Genomic DNA, 15,425 nt, shown 5'->3' on the forward strand with positions numbered 1-15,425 from the left:
AGGCGGTGATCACCGCGACACCGCTGGTGAGCGGGTTCAGGGCGTCGTAGCGGATGCACAGGGCCGCCAGGGCTGAGCCCACGATCGCCGGGACCCAGGCCGTGGGCGATCGCGCGGGCCTCGTCGTGCAGTCCGTAGCGGGCCAGGCCCAGGGCGATCAGCGCGTTGTCGTGCGGCCAGACCGAGCCGCGGTGGTAGGAGAGCGGGTGGTACGCCGGCTGCCCCGCGGCGAGGGTGCGGACGCCCCAGCCGGAGAAGAAGTCCGGCTCGAGGAGCCGCCGGCCGACCAGTTCGCCGTACTCCTTGTCCAGCAGCCCCGACCACAGCAGGTGCCCGGCGTCGGAGGCCAGCGCGTCGACCTGCTTGCCCCGGCCGTCGAGCGCGAGGGCCGGGAAGGAGTGCTCCGGCATCCAGAAGTCCCGCTGGAAACGGTCGCGCAGGTCACCGGCCGCCTGCTCCAGCAGGTGCGCGTACGTGGGGTCCTGCCACACCGTGCGGGCGAGGCCCGCCGTGCGGCGCAGGGCGTCGTAGGCGTAGCCCTGGGCGCCCGCGGCCGTCACCGGCCCGTGGGGGCGGGTGCCTTCGGCGGAGCAGATGGCGCCGGGGGAGTCCTTCCAGTTCTGGTTGGCGAGGCCCCCCTGGTCGGCGCGGTAGACGAGGTAGCCGCGCGAGGTGAGGCCGCCGTGGTCGAGCATCCAGGTGATCGCGGCCCGGGCGTGGGGTTCGAGACGGCGGGCCGGGCCGGTGTCGCCGGTGTGCTCGGTGTACGCGCCGAGCAGGACGAGGAAGAGCGGGGTGGCGTCGACCGAGCCGTAGTAGCGGCCGTAGGGGACCTGGCCGAAGTGGGCCAGTTCGCCGTGCCGCACCTCGTGCACGATCTTGCCGGGCTGGGCGATCCCGTCGGCGCCGGTTCCGGTGGCCTGGGTCGCGGCGAGCGCGGGCAGGGTGGCGGCGGCCAGACCCGGCCGGTAGGGCAGGGCGAACAGCGAGGTCAGCAGGGCGTCCCGGCCCAGCAGCGTCAGGAACCAGGGCGCGCCGGCGGCCGGGACGCGCAGGGCCTCGCCGTCCGGGCCGGTGGCCGGGACCTGGAGGGCGGCGAGGTCGGCGAGACCCCGGGTGCAGGCGGCGGCCAGCTCGGGCCATCCGGCCGGGAAGGTCACATCCCGGACGAACTCGTCCTCCCGGGCGCGCAGTTGCTTCTGGGCGGCGGTGGGGGAGCAGGGGACGCGCAGGGCGCGCCGGTCGCCGTGCGGGCGGGCCATGACCCGCAGGGTCAGCTCGGCCGTGCCGTGCGGTTCGAGGTCCAGGGTCCACGCCAGGCGGCGGGCGCCGGTGCCGGTCTCCTCCACGGCGTCCGGCCGGGGGTCGGCCGTCACGGTCGTGACGGACCGCCATTCGCCGCGCCGGTAGGCGAACTCCACGCCGTGTGCGAGCACGTGGCGGGAGCGGACGGCGCCGGCCTTGGTGTAGGTGCGGTGGTCGGAGCGCAGCTCGAACTGGTCGGTGAAGTCGGCGTCGGCGGTGACCGCGAGGTGGACCGTCGTCGGCACCGGACGGTTGCTGGTGACGCGCAGCGACTCCACGAACGAGGAGTCCCCGACGGCCTGCTCGCGGAAGAGCGTGTACGCGGGCGGTTCGTCACGGCCGCCGCGCGGGACGAGCACACAGCGCGCGGTGTCCCCGTCGGCCACCGGGGTCAGCGTGTCGGGCACCGCCCCGTCGACGGTGAGCTGCCACCGGCTCAGATGCCGGGCGTCCCGTACGAACATGCCGTCCGGGGCGCTGCCGCCCCGGTAGCCGCTGATGTCGCCGCGGTCGCCGACGGCGGCGAACGTCCGGCCGTGCACGAGCAGATGATGCCGGTCCGTCATCCCCGGTCCCCTTCCATGATCGCCGTGAGGCCGTTCCTGCCCCGTGCGGGCCGGTCGTGCAGCAGGTCGAGCGTGAGCGCGGCGGTCCAGCCGAAACCGGTGACGCCGCAGGCCTGTGCGGTGTACGGGTCGACGTACTCCGCGAAGCCGGAGGCGTCGGCGGTGTGCAGCATGCCCTTGCGCAGGGCGTCGGCCCGGCCGCGCTCGCCGTGCAGCCGCAGCCCCCGCTCCAGCAGCCAGTTGGTGTTGAACCAGGCCGGGCCGCGCCAGTAGCGGTGCGGGTCGAAGGCCTCGCCGAGCAGGTCGTAGCTCGGGACCAGGCGGGTCGTGCCGCCGAGGCCGAAGTGCGGGCCGCAGGCCGTGCGGACCAGGGTGGCCGCGAGGTCGCGCGGCAGGCCGGGGAGCAGCAGCGGGACGAGCCCGGTGACGCCGCGTTCGGGGATCAGCTCCCCGGCGCGCACGTCCCGGCACAGGAACATCCCCGCAGCCGGGTCCCACAGCCGCTCCACCAGGGCAGCCGTCAGGCGCTCCGCGCGGGCCTCCCGCGCCGGGCCCCGCGCGCCCAACTCCTGGGCGATCCGCTCCAGGGCGTACTCGGAGGCGACGAGCAGGGCGTTGAACGCCGGGTCCTCCACGGCGAAGTCACCCGGGCCGTCGGCGTATCCGCGGTCCCGGTAGTCGGCGGCCAGCCGCACGTACCGCCCGTAGTCCAGATCCGTCGGCCGGTCCTCGGGGGCGCCGTGGTCGAGGTCGGCGCGGCGGAAGGAGCGGGGCGGGGCGGGGGTGACGCGGGACAACGGGCGGTCCCAGCAGGGGCTGTTGTCCATACCCTGTTCCCAGGGGTGCACGACGGACACCAGCCCGGCCCTACCGAGGTCGCGACGGTGCAGGAGGTAGTCGTGCCAGGCGGCCAGCCGGGGGTACGCACGGGTGAGGAAGCCGCGCGCCCTGGACAGGCCGGGGTCGGCGAGGTGCACCAGCCACGCGGCCAGGGCGTGGACCGGTGGCTGCACGATCCCGGAGGTCTGTACGGTGCGCGGGGCCCCGGCGGTGCGCCCGGCGGTCGACGAACGCCAGAAGTCGGGGCTCGGGAAGTACGCGTCGAGGGGGACGGAGGGGTTGAAGACGATGTGCGGGACCCGCCCGTCGGCCCACTGGGCGGCCAGCAGCGTCTCCAGTTCCGTCTGCGCCCGTAACGGCGAGAGGTGCCTGAGGCCGATCGCGATGAACGCCGAGTCCCACGACCACTGGTGCGGATACAGGCCGCGCGAGGGCACGGTGGACCTGCCCGTCCAGTTGCCCTCCAGCACCTGTGCGGCCCTGACGTGCAGAGAAGGCGGCGCGGCGGCCGGATCGTATGCGATCTCGCGCCCCGCGGGGCGCGTGGTGAGCTGGGCGATGCGATCCACTCGGGGCTCTCCCAAAGACGTACTCCTGACCGGGATCGGCAGGGGCTACCGTAGGGTTACGTCTATTTAACACGCAAAACCCAATATGTAATGCAGGGTTGGGAAACACAAGGGGGTGTACATGACCGGACAGCCCGGGAGAACCGGACGAGGCGCGGGTCAGGCGAGCGCCGGCGATCTGCTCGAACTGGTGCGCAGTCGCCGCGCCGTGACCCGGGGTGCGCTGCAGCAGGCGACCGGACTGTCCCGGGCCACCGTCGGGCAGCGGCTGGACCGGCTCTTCCGCGCGGGCTGGCTGCGCGAGGGCGCCGGGGGGCCCGTGGAGTCACCGCTCGGCGGGCGTCCCTCCATCACCCTGGAGTTCGACGACGAGCACGCGGTGGTCCTGGCCGCCGACCTCGACACCCGGCACGCCCGGGCGGCGGTCCTGTCGCTGAGCGGCGAGATTCTCGCCGAGCACTCCGGCACCCTCGCCGTCGAGGACGGGCCGGACACCGTCCTCGGCGAACTCGGCCGCTGGTTCGCCGAGTTGCTGGTCAAGACCGGGCACGGGGCGGAGGCGGTCTGCGGGGTCGGGCTCGCGGTGCCCGGCCCGGTCGACACCGAGACCGGCCGCGTCGTCCAGCCGCCGATCATGCCCGGCTGGGACGGCTACGGCATAAGGGGCCGGCTGTCCCGGGCGCTCACCGAGCACGCGGGCGCCGCCGGAGTGCCGGTGCTCGTGGACAACGACGCCAACCTCATGGCGTACGGCGAACAGCGCACCGCCTACCCCGACTGCTCCGCCTTCGTGCTGGTCAAGGTCTCCACCGGCATCGGCGCCGGGGTCGTGGTGGACGGCTCGGTGTTCCGGGGCATCGACGGCGGCGCCGGCGACATCGGGCACATCCGGGTGCCGGAGGGCGCCGGGGCGCTGTGCCGGTGCGGTTCCTACGGCTGTCTGGCCGCCGTCGCGAGCGGCGGCGCCGTGGCCCGGCGACTGGCGGAGGCCGGGGTGCCGGCGGCCTCCGGCTCGGACGTACGGGACCTGCTGGCGGCCGGGCACCCGGAGGCGGTCGGACTGGCCCGGGAGGCCGGGCGCCGCGTCGGGGACGTCCTCGCGACCGTCGTGACACTGCTCAACCCCGGTGTCCTGATGATCGCCGGCGATCTGGCCGGAACCCCCTTCCTGACAGGCGTGCGGGAACTGCTGTACCAGCGGGCGCTGCCCCGCTCCACCGCCCACCTGGATGTCGTGACCGCACGGCTGGGCGAGCGGGCCGCGCTGGTCGGAGCCGGTGCGATGGTCGTGGAGCACCTCTACGCGCCCGAGCGGGCCGAGGAGCGGCTGCGCGCACTCGGGGTGTGACGGCCGCGTTTCGTTCCCGGGACGCGTCCGCATGGTGAAATCCCGGCGCCTGTGGCAGCGTGATTCTCGCCACCCCTGATAAGGGTTGCGCTCAGATGAGCGGATCTTGAGCGGCTGCACTTCTCCAAAGGGTGGCACTGAGTGCCACCCTTTGATCGTTCATCGAGCGAAATCAAATGTGCGGAAACTCCGCTCAGATGAGCGCTCAGAGGGGTTCGGGGAGGCTCTTGCGTTCAAGAAGTGAAAACATGCGGCTGCGATCGCTTGCTCAGCCTTGACTTTCGATCCGCTGGCGGACGAGTGGTTACAGGCGCATGACGCACAAGTGGACGTACCCAGACGCCTTTGATCTGGGTATGTTCCTGCCCGTCAGGGCAGCCACCGCGTCCTCGAGGAGTCGAGACCCGTGTCGGAAAACAAAGATCTCCCGGTAGCCGAGCAGGCCGCGAGCGTTGAGGGCGTGAAGTTCGTCTATGACTTCACCGAGGGCAACAAGGACCTCAAGGACCTCCTCGGTGGCAAGGGCGCGAACCTCGCCGAGATGACGAACCTGGGCCTTCCGGTCCCGCCCGGGTTCACCATCACCACCGAGGCCTGCAAGGTCTACCTGGACAGCGGCGAGGAACCGGCGGCACTGCGTGACGAGGTGAGCGCCCACCTCGACGCGCTCGAGGCCCGCATGGGCAAGAAGCTCGGCCAGGCCGACGACCCGCTCCTGGTGTCGGTCCGCTCGGGCGCCAAGTTCTCCATGCCCGGCATGATGGACACCGTCCTCAACATCGGCCTCTCCGACAAGTCGGTGCAGGGCCTCGCCAAGCAGGCCGGCGACGACCGGTTCGCCTGGGACTCCTACCGCCGCCTCATCCAGATGTTCGGCAAGACCGTCCTGGGCGTCGACGGCGAGCTGTTCGAGGACGCGCTGGACGCGGCCAAGGCGGCCAAGAAGGTCACGGTCGACACCGAGCTGGAGGCGGCCGACCTCAAGAAGCTCGTCACCAAGTTCAAGAAGATCGTCAAGACCGAGGCCGGCCGGGACTTCCCGCAGGACCCGCGCGAGCAGATGGACCTCGCCATCCACGCGGTCTTCGACTCCTGGAACACCGACCGGGCCAAGCTCTACCGCCGCCAGGAGCGCATCCCGCACGACCTGGGCACGGCCGTCAACGTCTGCTCCATGGTCTTCGGCAACCTCGGCCCCGACTCCGGCACCGGCGTCGCCTTCACCCGCGACCCCGCCTCGGGCCACCAGGGCGTCTACGGCGACTACCTGCAGAACGCCCAGGGCGAGGACGTCGTCGCGGGCATCCGCAACACCGTGCCGCTCGCGGAGCTGGAGCAGATCGACAAGAAGTCGTACGACCAGCTGATGCAGATCATGGAGACGCTGGAGAACCACTACAAGGATCTCTGCGACATCGAGTTCACCATCGAGCGCGGTGTGCTGTGGATGCTCCAGACCCGCGTCGGCAAGCGCACCGCGGGCGCCGCCTTCCGCATCGCGACGCAGCTGGTGGACCAGGGCCTGATCGACGAGGCCGAGGCGCTCACCCGCGTCAACGGCGCCCAGCTCGCGCAGCTGATGTTCCCGCGCTTCGACGAGGACGCGAAGGTCTCGCAGGTCGGCCGCGGCATCGCCGCCTCCCCGGGCGCGGCCGTCGGCAAGGCCGTCTTCGACTCCTACACGGCCGTCAAGTGGTCCCGCTCCGGCGAGAAGGTCATCCTGATCCGCCGCGAGACCAACCCCGACGACCTGGACGGCATGATCGCCGCCGAGGGCATCCTGACCTCCCGCGGCGGCAAGACCTCCCACGCGGCCGTGGTCGCGCGCGGCATGGGCAAGACCTGTGTCTGCGGCGCCGAGGAGCTGGAGGTCGACACCAAGCGCCGCAGGATGACCGTGCCGGGCGGGCACGTCGTCGAGGAGGGCGACGTCGTCTCCATCGACGGCTCCTCCGGCAAGGTCTACCTCGGTGAGGTACCCGTCGTGCCGTCGCCGGTCGTGGAGTACTTCGAGGGCCGGATGCACCCGGGCGCCGACGACGCCGACGAGCTGGTCGAGGCCGTCCACCGCATGATGGCCTTCGCCGACCGCAAGCGCCGCCTGCGGGTGCGCGCCAACGCCGACAACGCCGAGGACGCGCTGCGCGCCCGCCGCTTCGGCGCCCAGGGCATCGGCCTGTGCCGCACCGAGCACATGTTCCTCGGCGACCGGCGCGAGCTGGTGGAGCGGCTGATCCTGGCCGACACGCAGGCCGAGCGCGAGGAGTCCCTCAAGGAGCTGCTGCCGCTCCAGAAGCAGGACTTCGTCCAGCTCTTCGAGTCCATGGACGGCCTGCCGGTCACCATCCGCCTCCTGGACCCGCCGCTGCACGAGTTCCTCCCGGACATCACCGAGCTGTCCGTGCGCGTGGCCCTCGCCGAGTCCCGCCAGGAGCCGCACGAGAACGAGCTGCGCCTCCTCCAGGCCGTGCACCGCCTGCACGAGCAGAACCCGATGCTGGGCCTGCGCGGTGTGCGCCTCGGCCTGGTCATCCCCGGCCTGTTCACCATGCAGGTCCGGGCCATCGCCGAGGCCGCGGCCGAGCGCAAGGCCGCCAAGGGCGACCCGCGCGCCGAGATCATGATCCCGCTCGTCGGCACGGTCCAGGAGCTGGAGATCGTCCGCGAGGAGGCCGACAAGGTCATCGCCGAGGTCGAGGCGGCCTCCGGTGCGCAGCTGAAGCTGTCCATCGGCACGATGATCGAGCTGCCGCGCGCCGCGCTGACCGCCGGTCAGATCGCCGAGGCCGCGCAGTTCTTCTCCTTCGGCACGAACGACCTGACCCAGACGGTGTGGGGCTTCAGCCGGGACGACGTGGAGGCCTCGTTCTTCACGGCGTACCTGGAGAAGGGCATCTTCGGGGTCTCCCCGTTCGAGACGATCGACAAGGACGGCGTCGGCTCGCTGGTGAAGCTGGCCGCCAAGGCCGGCCGCGAGACCCGCCCCGACCTCAAGCTCGGCGTCTGCGGCGAACACGGCGGCGACCCGGAGTCGGTCCACTTCTTCCACGAGGTCGGACTCGACTACGTCTCCTGCTCCCCGTTCCGCATCCCGGTGGCCCGCCTGGAAGCGGGCCGGGCGGCGGTCCAGTCCCAGGGCAGCGACCACCGCTAGACCCGTGGCCCCTGCCGGGCCACGCGAGAACCCGGAGCCGTCGGCGGTCCCCGACCCTCACCGATCGCGGCGGCTCCGGAGCACGAGAAGAAGGGGCGGCACCTGTGCGGAGGTGCCGCCCCTTCGACGTCCCCGCCCTATCCGGGGAGCCCCTCCCGCAGGCACACGACGGTGCCGGTCCGGGCTGCGGCCAGCAGCGCGGTGAGGGTGGGCAAACCGGTCGCCAGCGGGACGGACTCCAACTCGGCGAGGGCGAAGAAGCCGTGGTGGTCGTGCTCCGAGCTGCGCCGGACGGGCTGCCCGGCCGGGAGCCGGCCACCGTGGAAGTAGAAGTCGATCACCGGCCCCGTCTCCAGCACATCGGCCCGGTGGTCGTACCCGAGGAACCGCAGGTCCTCTTCCAGGGCGATGCCGGTCTCCTCGTGCAGCTCCCGGCGCGCGGCCCCGACGGGGTCCTCACCGTGGTCGAGCATGCCGCCCGGCAGCCCCCAGAGCCCCGCCGCGGGCAGGCCCGCGGCGTAGCGCAGCAGCAGGATCCGGTCCTCGGCGTCGAGTAGCAGGACGCAGGACGCGACGATGGTCTGCGGCAGTGTCTTGACCCACTCGGCACGGGGCAGCACACCCGGCGCGTTCGGGACGGGCACGGTCGTGTCCACGGTGGTGTTCCTTCCGTCGGCTGGACAGCCCGCTGCGAACTGCCCAACCGGTGGAACGGCCGGACCCGCCGATGGTCACCGGCGGGTCCGGCTCAGGTGTCGCACGCGATCACCGGCGGGTCCGGCTCAGGTGTCGCACGCGACCCCCGTCACGAGCGGAACGGGCCCGTCACCTCGTACGTGATGCCGCCTGAGGAGCTGCCGGTGGTGCCGCGCTGGCTGGAGAAGTAGAGGCGGGTGCCGTCCGGGGAGAAGGCCGGGCCGGTGATCTCCGAGGAGGACTGGCCGTCGATGCGCAGGAACGAGGCGACGACGTCGTCCGGGGTGATGACGCAGATCTCCATGTTGCCGCCGTCCTCGGCGACGAAGAGGTCGCCGGAGGAGGCGCCGGTGATGTTGTCGACGCCGGTGAGGGGGGCCGTGCCGTTGACGAGGGAGTCGTCGTAGGCCAGTTCGTACGTGTTGTTCAGCAGGTTGAGCTGCCAGACGCGGTTGTCGCCCTTGGTCGTGAACCAGACGGTGTCGTTCGCGTAGTGGCAGCCCTCGCCGCCGTTGAAGGACTTCGAGCCGGAGACCTGGGAGCGGGTGGCCGTGGGGGAGCCGTCCGGGTCGGGGACGTCGGTCCAGGTGAAGGAGCCGCTCGTGGCGCTGCCCGCGACCATCACCTGAAGCCTGCCGGACGACAGGTTGCCCCAGGTCGTCGGCACGAAGCGGTAGAAGCGGCCGTTCGTCTCGTCCTCGGTCAGGTAGATCACCTTGCGCACCGGGTCGGCGGCCGCCGCCTCGTGCTTGAAGCGGCCCATCGCCGCACGCTGCACCGCCACGTTCGTGCCCCACGGGTCGGTCTCGTAGACGTAGCCGAGGGACACCTCCTCGCAGGACAGCCAGGTGTTCCACGGGGTCTTGCCGCCCGCGCAGTTCTGGCGGGTGTCGGAGAGGATCCGGTAGGCGCCGGTGATCGCGCCCGTCGACGAGAACCTGACCGCGCTCGCGCCGCCCGAGGGGTTGATCTCGGAGTTGGAGACATAGATCCAACCCGTGCCGTCGGCGTAACAGGCGCCGCCGTCCGGGGCGCTGTGCCAGGTGTACGACGTGCTCCCGACCCGCTGGCCCGACCGGGCGATGACCCGGCTGGTGAAGCCGCCGGGAAGTCTGATGCCGTTGGCGTCCGGGGAACCGAGCGGCCCGTAGGGGCCGGTGCCGGGCTGGGCCGGGGCCGCGTACGCGGCGCCGCGCCACAGGGTTCCGCCCAGAGCGGCCGATGTGCCGCCGAGGACGGCCGCACGCAGAAGGCTACGACGTTCCACTCTCACTCCAAGAGGTGCCGTACCGCCCCGCCGCCGGTCGACGGCAGGGGTCGTGCGTGGGGGGAGGCGGAACGGACGCTAAGGGGGCCGGGTGGACGGGGTATGGCCAACTCGTGGCCGTGGAACGGCATGCTGTGTGCCGCCTGTGTGTCACGGCGGCCAGGCCCGGGCCCCGCGCTTCACATCAGGCCGACCACGGAGCCCCGCGACAGGGCCTACGCCGGCAGCGCCGGTGCCTCCCGTCTCGGCCTCCTCGGGCGGTCGCCGCCCGGCCCGGGGCCGACCTCGCCCGGCGGCCGTGCGGACGGCAGCCGGATCACCACGTCCAGGCCGCCGGTCGCCGCCGCGCGCAGGACCGCCTCGCCGCCGCTGGCATGGGTGAGGCGCTGCACCAGGGCCAGGCCGAGTCCCGTACCGCCCTTGGGGGCGCCCGGGGCGCGCCAGAAGCGGTCGAAGGCGCGGGTCCGCTGCTCCTCCGTCATGCCCGGGCCCTCGTCGGTGACGTGCAGGTCGACCCAGCGGGGCCGGCTGTCGCGCAACGCCCGCCGCGGCGGGGCCTGCAGCCGCAGCTCGATCGTGACGGTGCTGCCCGCCGGGGACGCCCGCAGGGCGTTGGACAGCAGGTTGTCCATGATCTGCTCGACGGCCCCCGGCACCGCGAGCACCGGGCCCACGCTCCCCGCGAAGAGCACGAGGGAGACGCCCTCCCGCGCGAACAGGGGCTGCCACGTCCGGTGCCGCTCCGCGCAGACCGAGCCCAGGTCGACGGTGGCGGGAATGGCGGCGTGCTCCTCCAGCCGGGCCATGGCCAGCAGCTGCTCCACCATCCGGGCCAGCCGGTCCGTCTCCGTGACGGCGGCGGTGAGGCTGCCCCGGGCCCGGGCGGCGATGTCCGGCTCCAGGTTCTCCAGGCGCAGCCGCAGCGCCGCCAGGGGTGTCTTCAGCTGGTGCGAGGCCTCACCGGCGAACGCCCGCTGGGACGCCAGGAGATGGGCGAACCGGGCGGCGGTGTGGTTGAACGCGGCGGCCAGCGAGCGGACTTCCGGCGGCCCCTTCGTGATCGTCACCGGCGCGAACCGGCCGCCGTCGGCCAAGTCGTGCGTGGCCTGCTCCAGTTCGCGGATGGGGCGGCCCGCCCAGCGGGCGAAGGCGAAGCCGACCACGGCGACCGCCGTCAGCACGGCGAATCCGCCCAGCGCGAGCAACAGCCAGACGTGGTGCACCCGCTCGTGGACCGTCCGCGTCGGCACCGTCAGCCACACCGCACCCACCGGCCGCGCCTCCTGGCCGACCGGCGCGGCCACCGACAGATACTCGACCCCGCCGATGGTGGAGGTACGGACGTCCACGGTCGAGGTGCCCCGCAGCGCCGCCGCGATGCCCGGCCGGGCGGCCAGGGTGCCGGACATCCCCGCGTCCAGCCGGTGCGAGGTGGCGAGCGGTGTGCCCGCCGCGTCGACGATCACCACCTTGCCCCCGATGCGCTGCGCGCAGTGCGCCACCCGCCCGGGCAGGTCCCGCTCGCCGCGCCCCGCCGCCAGGGACAGCGCCGCGTACGCGGAGACCGACTCGGCCTCGTCCTTCGCCGCGTTCACCACCCGCTCCCGCTCCCCGCGCGAGTACACGAAACCCAGCGGGATCTCCAGGCAGAGCAGCACCAGCGCGGCGAGGCTGAGGTAGCTGAGCAGCAGCCGGCGGGTCATGGAGAGGCCACCTGCGGCCCCGTGTGCACGGACAGCCGGAAACCGACGCCCCGCAGGGTCCGGATCCACGCCGGGTGCCCCAGCTTGCGGCGCAGCGCGGCCACGTGGACGTCCAGGGTCTTGGTCGGGCCGTCATAGTGCGGGTCCCAGACGCGGTCGAGGATCTGCTGCCGCGAGTAGACGGCGCCCGGGTCCTCACTGAGCAGCGCCAGCAGATCGAACTCCTTGGGCGTGAGCAGGACGGGGGCGTCACCGACCCAGACCTGGCGGGTACGGCGGTCCACGACCAGCGGGCCGGGGTCGTGCGGCGGGTCGGGGGCGGGGTCGTACGAGGTGGTCGCGGGGGGTTCGTAGGACAGCGCCGGAGCCGGTTCGTGGGCGGGGGCCGGAGCCGGCTCGTACGGTGGCGGCTCGGGGGTGCCCCGCGTGCCCGAAGCGAGGCCGGTGGCCTCGGGGAAGGCCTGGTGGGTGCGCTGTGTGCGCCGGGTCACGGCACGGACCCGGGCGACCAGTTCGCGCACGCTGAAAGGTTTCGCCAGGTAGTCGTCGGCGCCCAGCTCCAGACCCAGCACACGGTCGGCCTCCTCGCCGCGTGCGCTGAGGATGACGATGGGTACGTCCGAGACCTGCCGGATGCCGCGGCAGACGTCGATGCCGTCCATGTCCGGCAGCCCCAGGTCGAGCAGGACGACGTCGTTGTACGGGCCTCTCAGGCCGTCCGTCCCGGTGGCGACGTGGTCGACCGTCAGCCCGAAGTGGCCGAGCCCTTCGGTGAGCGGCTCGGCGATCGTCTCGTCGTCTTCGATGAGCAGCACTCGTAGGCCCATACGTCCTGTCTCTCCGTGAAACCGGCATGAATCCGGGCAGCGTCAATTCGCATTCCCTGCCGCGGAGTTCACACGCTACAAGAAGACGCCGGATCTGGGAATGAGGGCAAAGAATGTTCAATTGCTGGCCGGGTGCTGGATTTTACTTAACCTTCCTCTGTAGGTCGGCGGTCTACGGTGGGGTGCATCGGATGAACACCCAGCTCAGGAGAGTGCGTTGAAGACTTTGCTGGACCGTGCCCGTGCGTTCAGGACGCGTGTCGATTTCGACAGCGGCGAATTTCGGAAACTGGCTGAAGGGCAATATCCGGAGGCGTTGTTCATTACCTGCTCGGACTCGCGGGTCATACCCGCGATGATCACGGGTGCACGACCCGGGGAGATATTCGAGCTCCGGAACGCGGGCAATATCGTGCCGCCCTACGGACGGCCCGGGGCCTGTGGAGAGGCGGCCACCATCGAGTACGCACTGGAGGTGCTCGGGGTTCAGGACATCGTGGTGTGCGGTCACTCACACTGCGGTGCGATGGGCGCGCTGAAGTCCGGCGACGACCTGTCGGCACTGCCCGGCGTGGACGCCTGGCTGCGCATCGCCCGCCCCGAGCTGACCTCCGTACTCCAGACCGCGCCGGACGACCCGTCCCTGCCGGAGGTCTCCCAGGGCAACGTCGTCAACCAGCTGGCGGCACTGCGGAGTTACCCCGTGGTGCGGCAACGCCTCGACTCGGGCCGGCTCCGGCTGCACGGCTGGTACTACGAGGTCGACACCGGCTTCGTCTACGAACTCGGCGACGACGGCGACTTCCGGGTGCACGCCGCGTGAGCGGGGCACATGCGCGGGGGCGGACATGGGGAGGCCCGGGCGGCGGGCGGTACGGGGGGTCGCCGGGCGGCGACGGCGGCCGACAGGGGGGCGGGCCGCCGCCGGGGGGCTACGACGAGTGGGGGACCGGTTCCGTGGGGGATACCAGGGGTTGGTCGGGTGGGGGGCCGGCCGGGGATTCGGGAGGCTGGTCGGACGCAGGTCCGGCGGGGGACGCAGGGGGCTGGTCGACGGTCGGTGGGGCGAGCGGTGGGGTGCCGGGGGGTGCGCCGGGCGAGGCATGGGCAGGCGACGGGGGAGGTGGGTTCGGCGAGCCGGACGGCTGGGGGACCGCGCCCGGCGTAGAGGACATCACCGAGGCCTCCGCTCCGGGCAGCCGGCCGGCAGGCGGCGGTGTGCGAGGCGGGGCGCCCGCAGGGTCGCCGGAGAGGTCCGGAGAATGGGCGGGCGGATGGTCGGACGGCTGGTCCGGGAGCGATTCCGGGGGGCACTCGGACCGCGGGCCCGGCGGAGGCCTTCCGGGCCGCCCGGATGCCCCCGGCGGCCCGGGCCGCGCGGGCGTCGGTGCCGGCGTCGGTGCGGTCGGCAAGCTGATCCGGGGGCTGATGAGCGGCGGCAAGGGCGGTGACGGCAAGGGCGGTGACCGCAAGGGGGCAGCGAGGGGGGACCTCGTCACCGACATCACCGCCTCCCTCGTCGTCTTCCTCGTCGCCCTGCCGCTGTGCATCGGTGTCGCCGTCGCCTCCGGCGTGCCCGCCGAACTAGGGATCATCTCCGGGGTGATCGGCGGCCTGGTCGTCGGCGCGGTCCGGGGCAGCACGCTCCAGGTCAGCGGCCCGGCCGCGGGGCTCGCCGCGCTGGTCGCGGAGACCGTCGCCGAGGTCGGCGTGGCCATGCTCGGCGTGATCGTGCTGTTCGCCGGCATCCTCCAGATCGTCCTGGGACTGGTGCGTCTCGGCCGGATGTTCCAGGCCATCTCCGTCGCCGTCGTCCAGGGCATGCTCGCCGGCATCGGCGTACCGCTGATGTTCAGTCAGGCCTATCCGATGGCCGACGCCAAGGCCCCCGGCACCCCCATCGAGAACATGGCCGGGATCCCCAGGCTGCTGGCCGGCGTCCTGACCGACCCGCAGGCGATGATCGCCACCCTGCTCGGCGTCGTCACGATCGTGCTCAGCTTCGTCTGGAAGAAGGTGCCCGGACCGGCCGGGAAGATCCCCGCCGCCCTGGTCGCCGTGGGCATCGGCATGCTCGTCGCCGCGCTGCCCGGCGTGGACGTGAAGACGCTCCAGGTGGGCAACCTCCTCGACTCGGTGGACGTGCCGGGGGCCGGGCAGTTCGCGGGACTCGCCGACGGGACGATCATCACCGCCATCCTCACCTTCACGGTCATCGCGTCCGCGGAGAGCCTGTTCACGGCCGCCGCGGTCGACCGGATGCACAGCGGTCCGCGCACCCGTTACAACACCGAGCTGATCGCGCAGGGCGCCGGCAACACCGTCGCGGGCCTCCTCGGCGCGCTCCCCATCACCGCGGTGGTGGCGCGCAGTTCGGCCAACGTCCAGGCCGGGGCCAAGACCCGGCTCTCCCGCACCCTGCACGGCCTGTGGCTGTTGCTGTTCGCGCTGCTGCTGCCGCAGGTGCTCGCGCTGATCCCGATCTCCGTGCTGGCCGGCGTCCTCGTGCACAGCGGCTGGAAGCTGTTCGGGCCCGCCGAGTTCCCGAAGATGTGGCGGCAGGACCGGGGCGAGTTCGCGGTGATGACGCTGACCATGCTGGTCATCGTGGCGACCGCGCTGCTGGAGGGCGTGCTGTTCGGTCTCGCCGCGGGGATCGTGCTGGCCGCGCTGCGCATGTCGCAGACCGTGGTCCGCCAGCACGTCGAGCAGGACACGGCGAAGGTCGTCATGGCGGGCAACGCCACGTTCCTGCGGCTGCCGAAGGTGATCGACGCGCTGGAGGCGGCCGCCGCCTCCGGAAAGCCGCGGATCCGTCTCGACCTGACCGGTGTGACCCACCTGGACCACGCCTGCCGCAACCAGGTCGAGGAGTTCACCGCCCAGCAGCGGGGGCTGGGGCTGCGGGTGGAGCTGCTGATGCCGGGGGAGGCGAAGCCGGCCGGTTCCGCGACGCCCGCCTTCGAGGCTCCGGCGACGGCGCCGCTGTCCAGGCGCCCGGTTCCCACCGCCCAGGGGGAGACGGCCGAGCCGTCGCCCTGGCCGACCTCCGACGCCGAGTGGTTCTACCTCGACACCCGGCCCCTGCCGGAGGAGCAGGTCGAGAAGTTCCTGGCGGAGCGAGAAGGCGACGGCTGACGCCGGTGCGGC

The 15,425-nt window shown here is 72.5% G+C and carries 10 protein-coding genes; 4 read left to right on the forward strand and 6 right to left on the reverse strand.

Going from position 1 to position 15,425, the window contains the following annotated elements:
* The coding region (locus tag ABT116_RS30210; protein ID WP_351640378.1) for an amylo-alpha-1,6-glucosidase at positions 1 to 1,871 on the reverse strand (1,871 nt) is incomplete at its 3' end.
* Positions 1,868 to 3,280, reverse strand: coding sequence for an MGH1-like glycoside hydrolase domain-containing protein (locus tag ABT116_RS30215; protein WP_351640380.1), 1,413 nt, complete (start codon positions 3,278 to 3,280; stop codon positions 1,868 to 1,870). The genes ABT116_RS30215 and ABT116_RS30210, both read right to left, overlap by 4 nt.
* A gap of 121 nt (positions 3,281 to 3,401) precedes the next feature.
* Between ABT116_RS30215 and ABT116_RS30220 the strand changes: the two genes are divergently transcribed.
* Positions 3,402 to 4,628 carry an ROK family transcriptional regulator gene (locus ABT116_RS30220; RefSeq protein ID WP_351640381.1) on the forward strand — a complete coding sequence of 409 codons (1,227 nt, stop codon included), beginning with the start codon at positions 3,402 to 3,404 and terminating at the stop codon, positions 4,626 to 4,628.
* Positions 4,629 to 5,034: 406 nt separating this feature from the next.
* Positions 5,035 to 7,782, forward strand: a complete 2,748-nt coding sequence (gene ppdK / locus ABT116_RS30225) for a pyruvate, phosphate dikinase (protein WP_502983960.1) — start codon at positions 5,035 to 5,037, stop codon at positions 7,780 to 7,782.
* A gap of 137 nt (positions 7,783 to 7,919) precedes the next feature.
* On the opposite strand, the gene ABT116_RS30230 is transcribed toward ppdK, so the two are convergent.
* The 4 genes from ABT116_RS30230 to ABT116_RS30245 all read right to left on the reverse strand — a co-directional run bounded on the left by ABT116_RS30230 (position 7,920) and on the right by ABT116_RS30245 (position 12,275).
* Positions 7,920 to 8,438 (reverse strand): NUDIX hydrolase, encoded by a 519-nt coding sequence (locus tag ABT116_RS30230; protein ID WP_351640383.1) that lies wholly within the window; start codon positions 8,436 to 8,438, stop codon positions 7,920 to 7,922.
* A 149-nt stretch (positions 8,439 to 8,587) separates the two neighbouring features.
* The gene (locus ABT116_RS30235; RefSeq protein ID WP_351640385.1) at positions 8,588 to 9,745 is read right to left on the reverse strand and encodes an alkaline phosphatase PhoX; all 1,158 of its coding nucleotides are present in this window, start codon (positions 9,743 to 9,745) and stop codon (positions 8,588 to 8,590) included.
* A 215-nt stretch (positions 9,746 to 9,960) separates the two neighbouring features.
* Positions 9,961 to 11,448 carry a sensor histidine kinase gene (locus tag ABT116_RS30240; RefSeq protein WP_351640386.1) on the reverse strand — a complete coding sequence of 496 codons (1,488 nt, stop codon included), beginning with the start codon at positions 11,446 to 11,448 and terminating at the stop codon, positions 9,961 to 9,963.
* Entirely contained in the window at positions 11,445 to 12,275 is an 831-nt protein-coding gene (locus ABT116_RS30245) for a response regulator transcription factor (RefSeq protein ID WP_351640388.1), read from the reverse strand. Before ABT116_RS30245 ends, ABT116_RS30240 begins: the two co-directional genes overlap by 4 nt.
* Positions 12,276 to 12,492: 217 nt before the next feature.
* Between ABT116_RS30245 and ABT116_RS30250 the strand changes: the two genes are divergently transcribed.
* A complete protein-coding gene (locus tag ABT116_RS30250; RefSeq protein ID WP_351640390.1) occupies positions 12,493 to 13,098 on the forward strand; it encodes a carbonic anhydrase in 606 nt (201 codons plus the stop codon).
* A gap of 605 nt (positions 13,099 to 13,703) precedes the next feature.
* Positions 13,704 to 15,413, forward strand: a complete 1,710-nt coding sequence (locus ABT116_RS30255; RefSeq protein WP_351640392.1) for a SulP family inorganic anion transporter — start codon at positions 13,704 to 13,706, stop codon at positions 15,411 to 15,413.
* Positions 15,414 to 15,425: the final 12 nt, after the last annotated feature.

The organism is Streptomyces sp. NPDC002130, from assembly GCF_040296465.1.
Taxonomy (GTDB): domain Bacteria; phylum Actinomycetota; class Actinomycetes; order Streptomycetales; family Streptomycetaceae; genus Streptomyces.

Bases quoted from the DNA above. Each gene is read 5' to 3' on its own strand.
- ABT116_RS30220 (WP_351640381.1), top strand. From the start codon at position 3,402: ATGACCGGACAGCCCGGGAGAACCGGACGAGGCGCGGGTCAGGCGAGC.
- ABT116_RS30240 (WP_351640386.1), bottom strand. From the start codon at position 11,448: ATGACCCGCCGGCTGCTGCTCAGCTACCTCAGCCTCGCCGCGCTGGTG.
- ABT116_RS30245 (WP_351640388.1), bottom strand. From the start codon at position 12,275: ATGGGCCTACGAGTGCTGCTCATCGAAGACGACGAGACGATCGCCGAG.
- ABT116_RS30255 (WP_351640392.1), top strand. From the start codon at position 13,704: ATGAGCGGCGGCAAGGGCGGTGACGGCAAGGGCGGTGACCGCAAGGGG.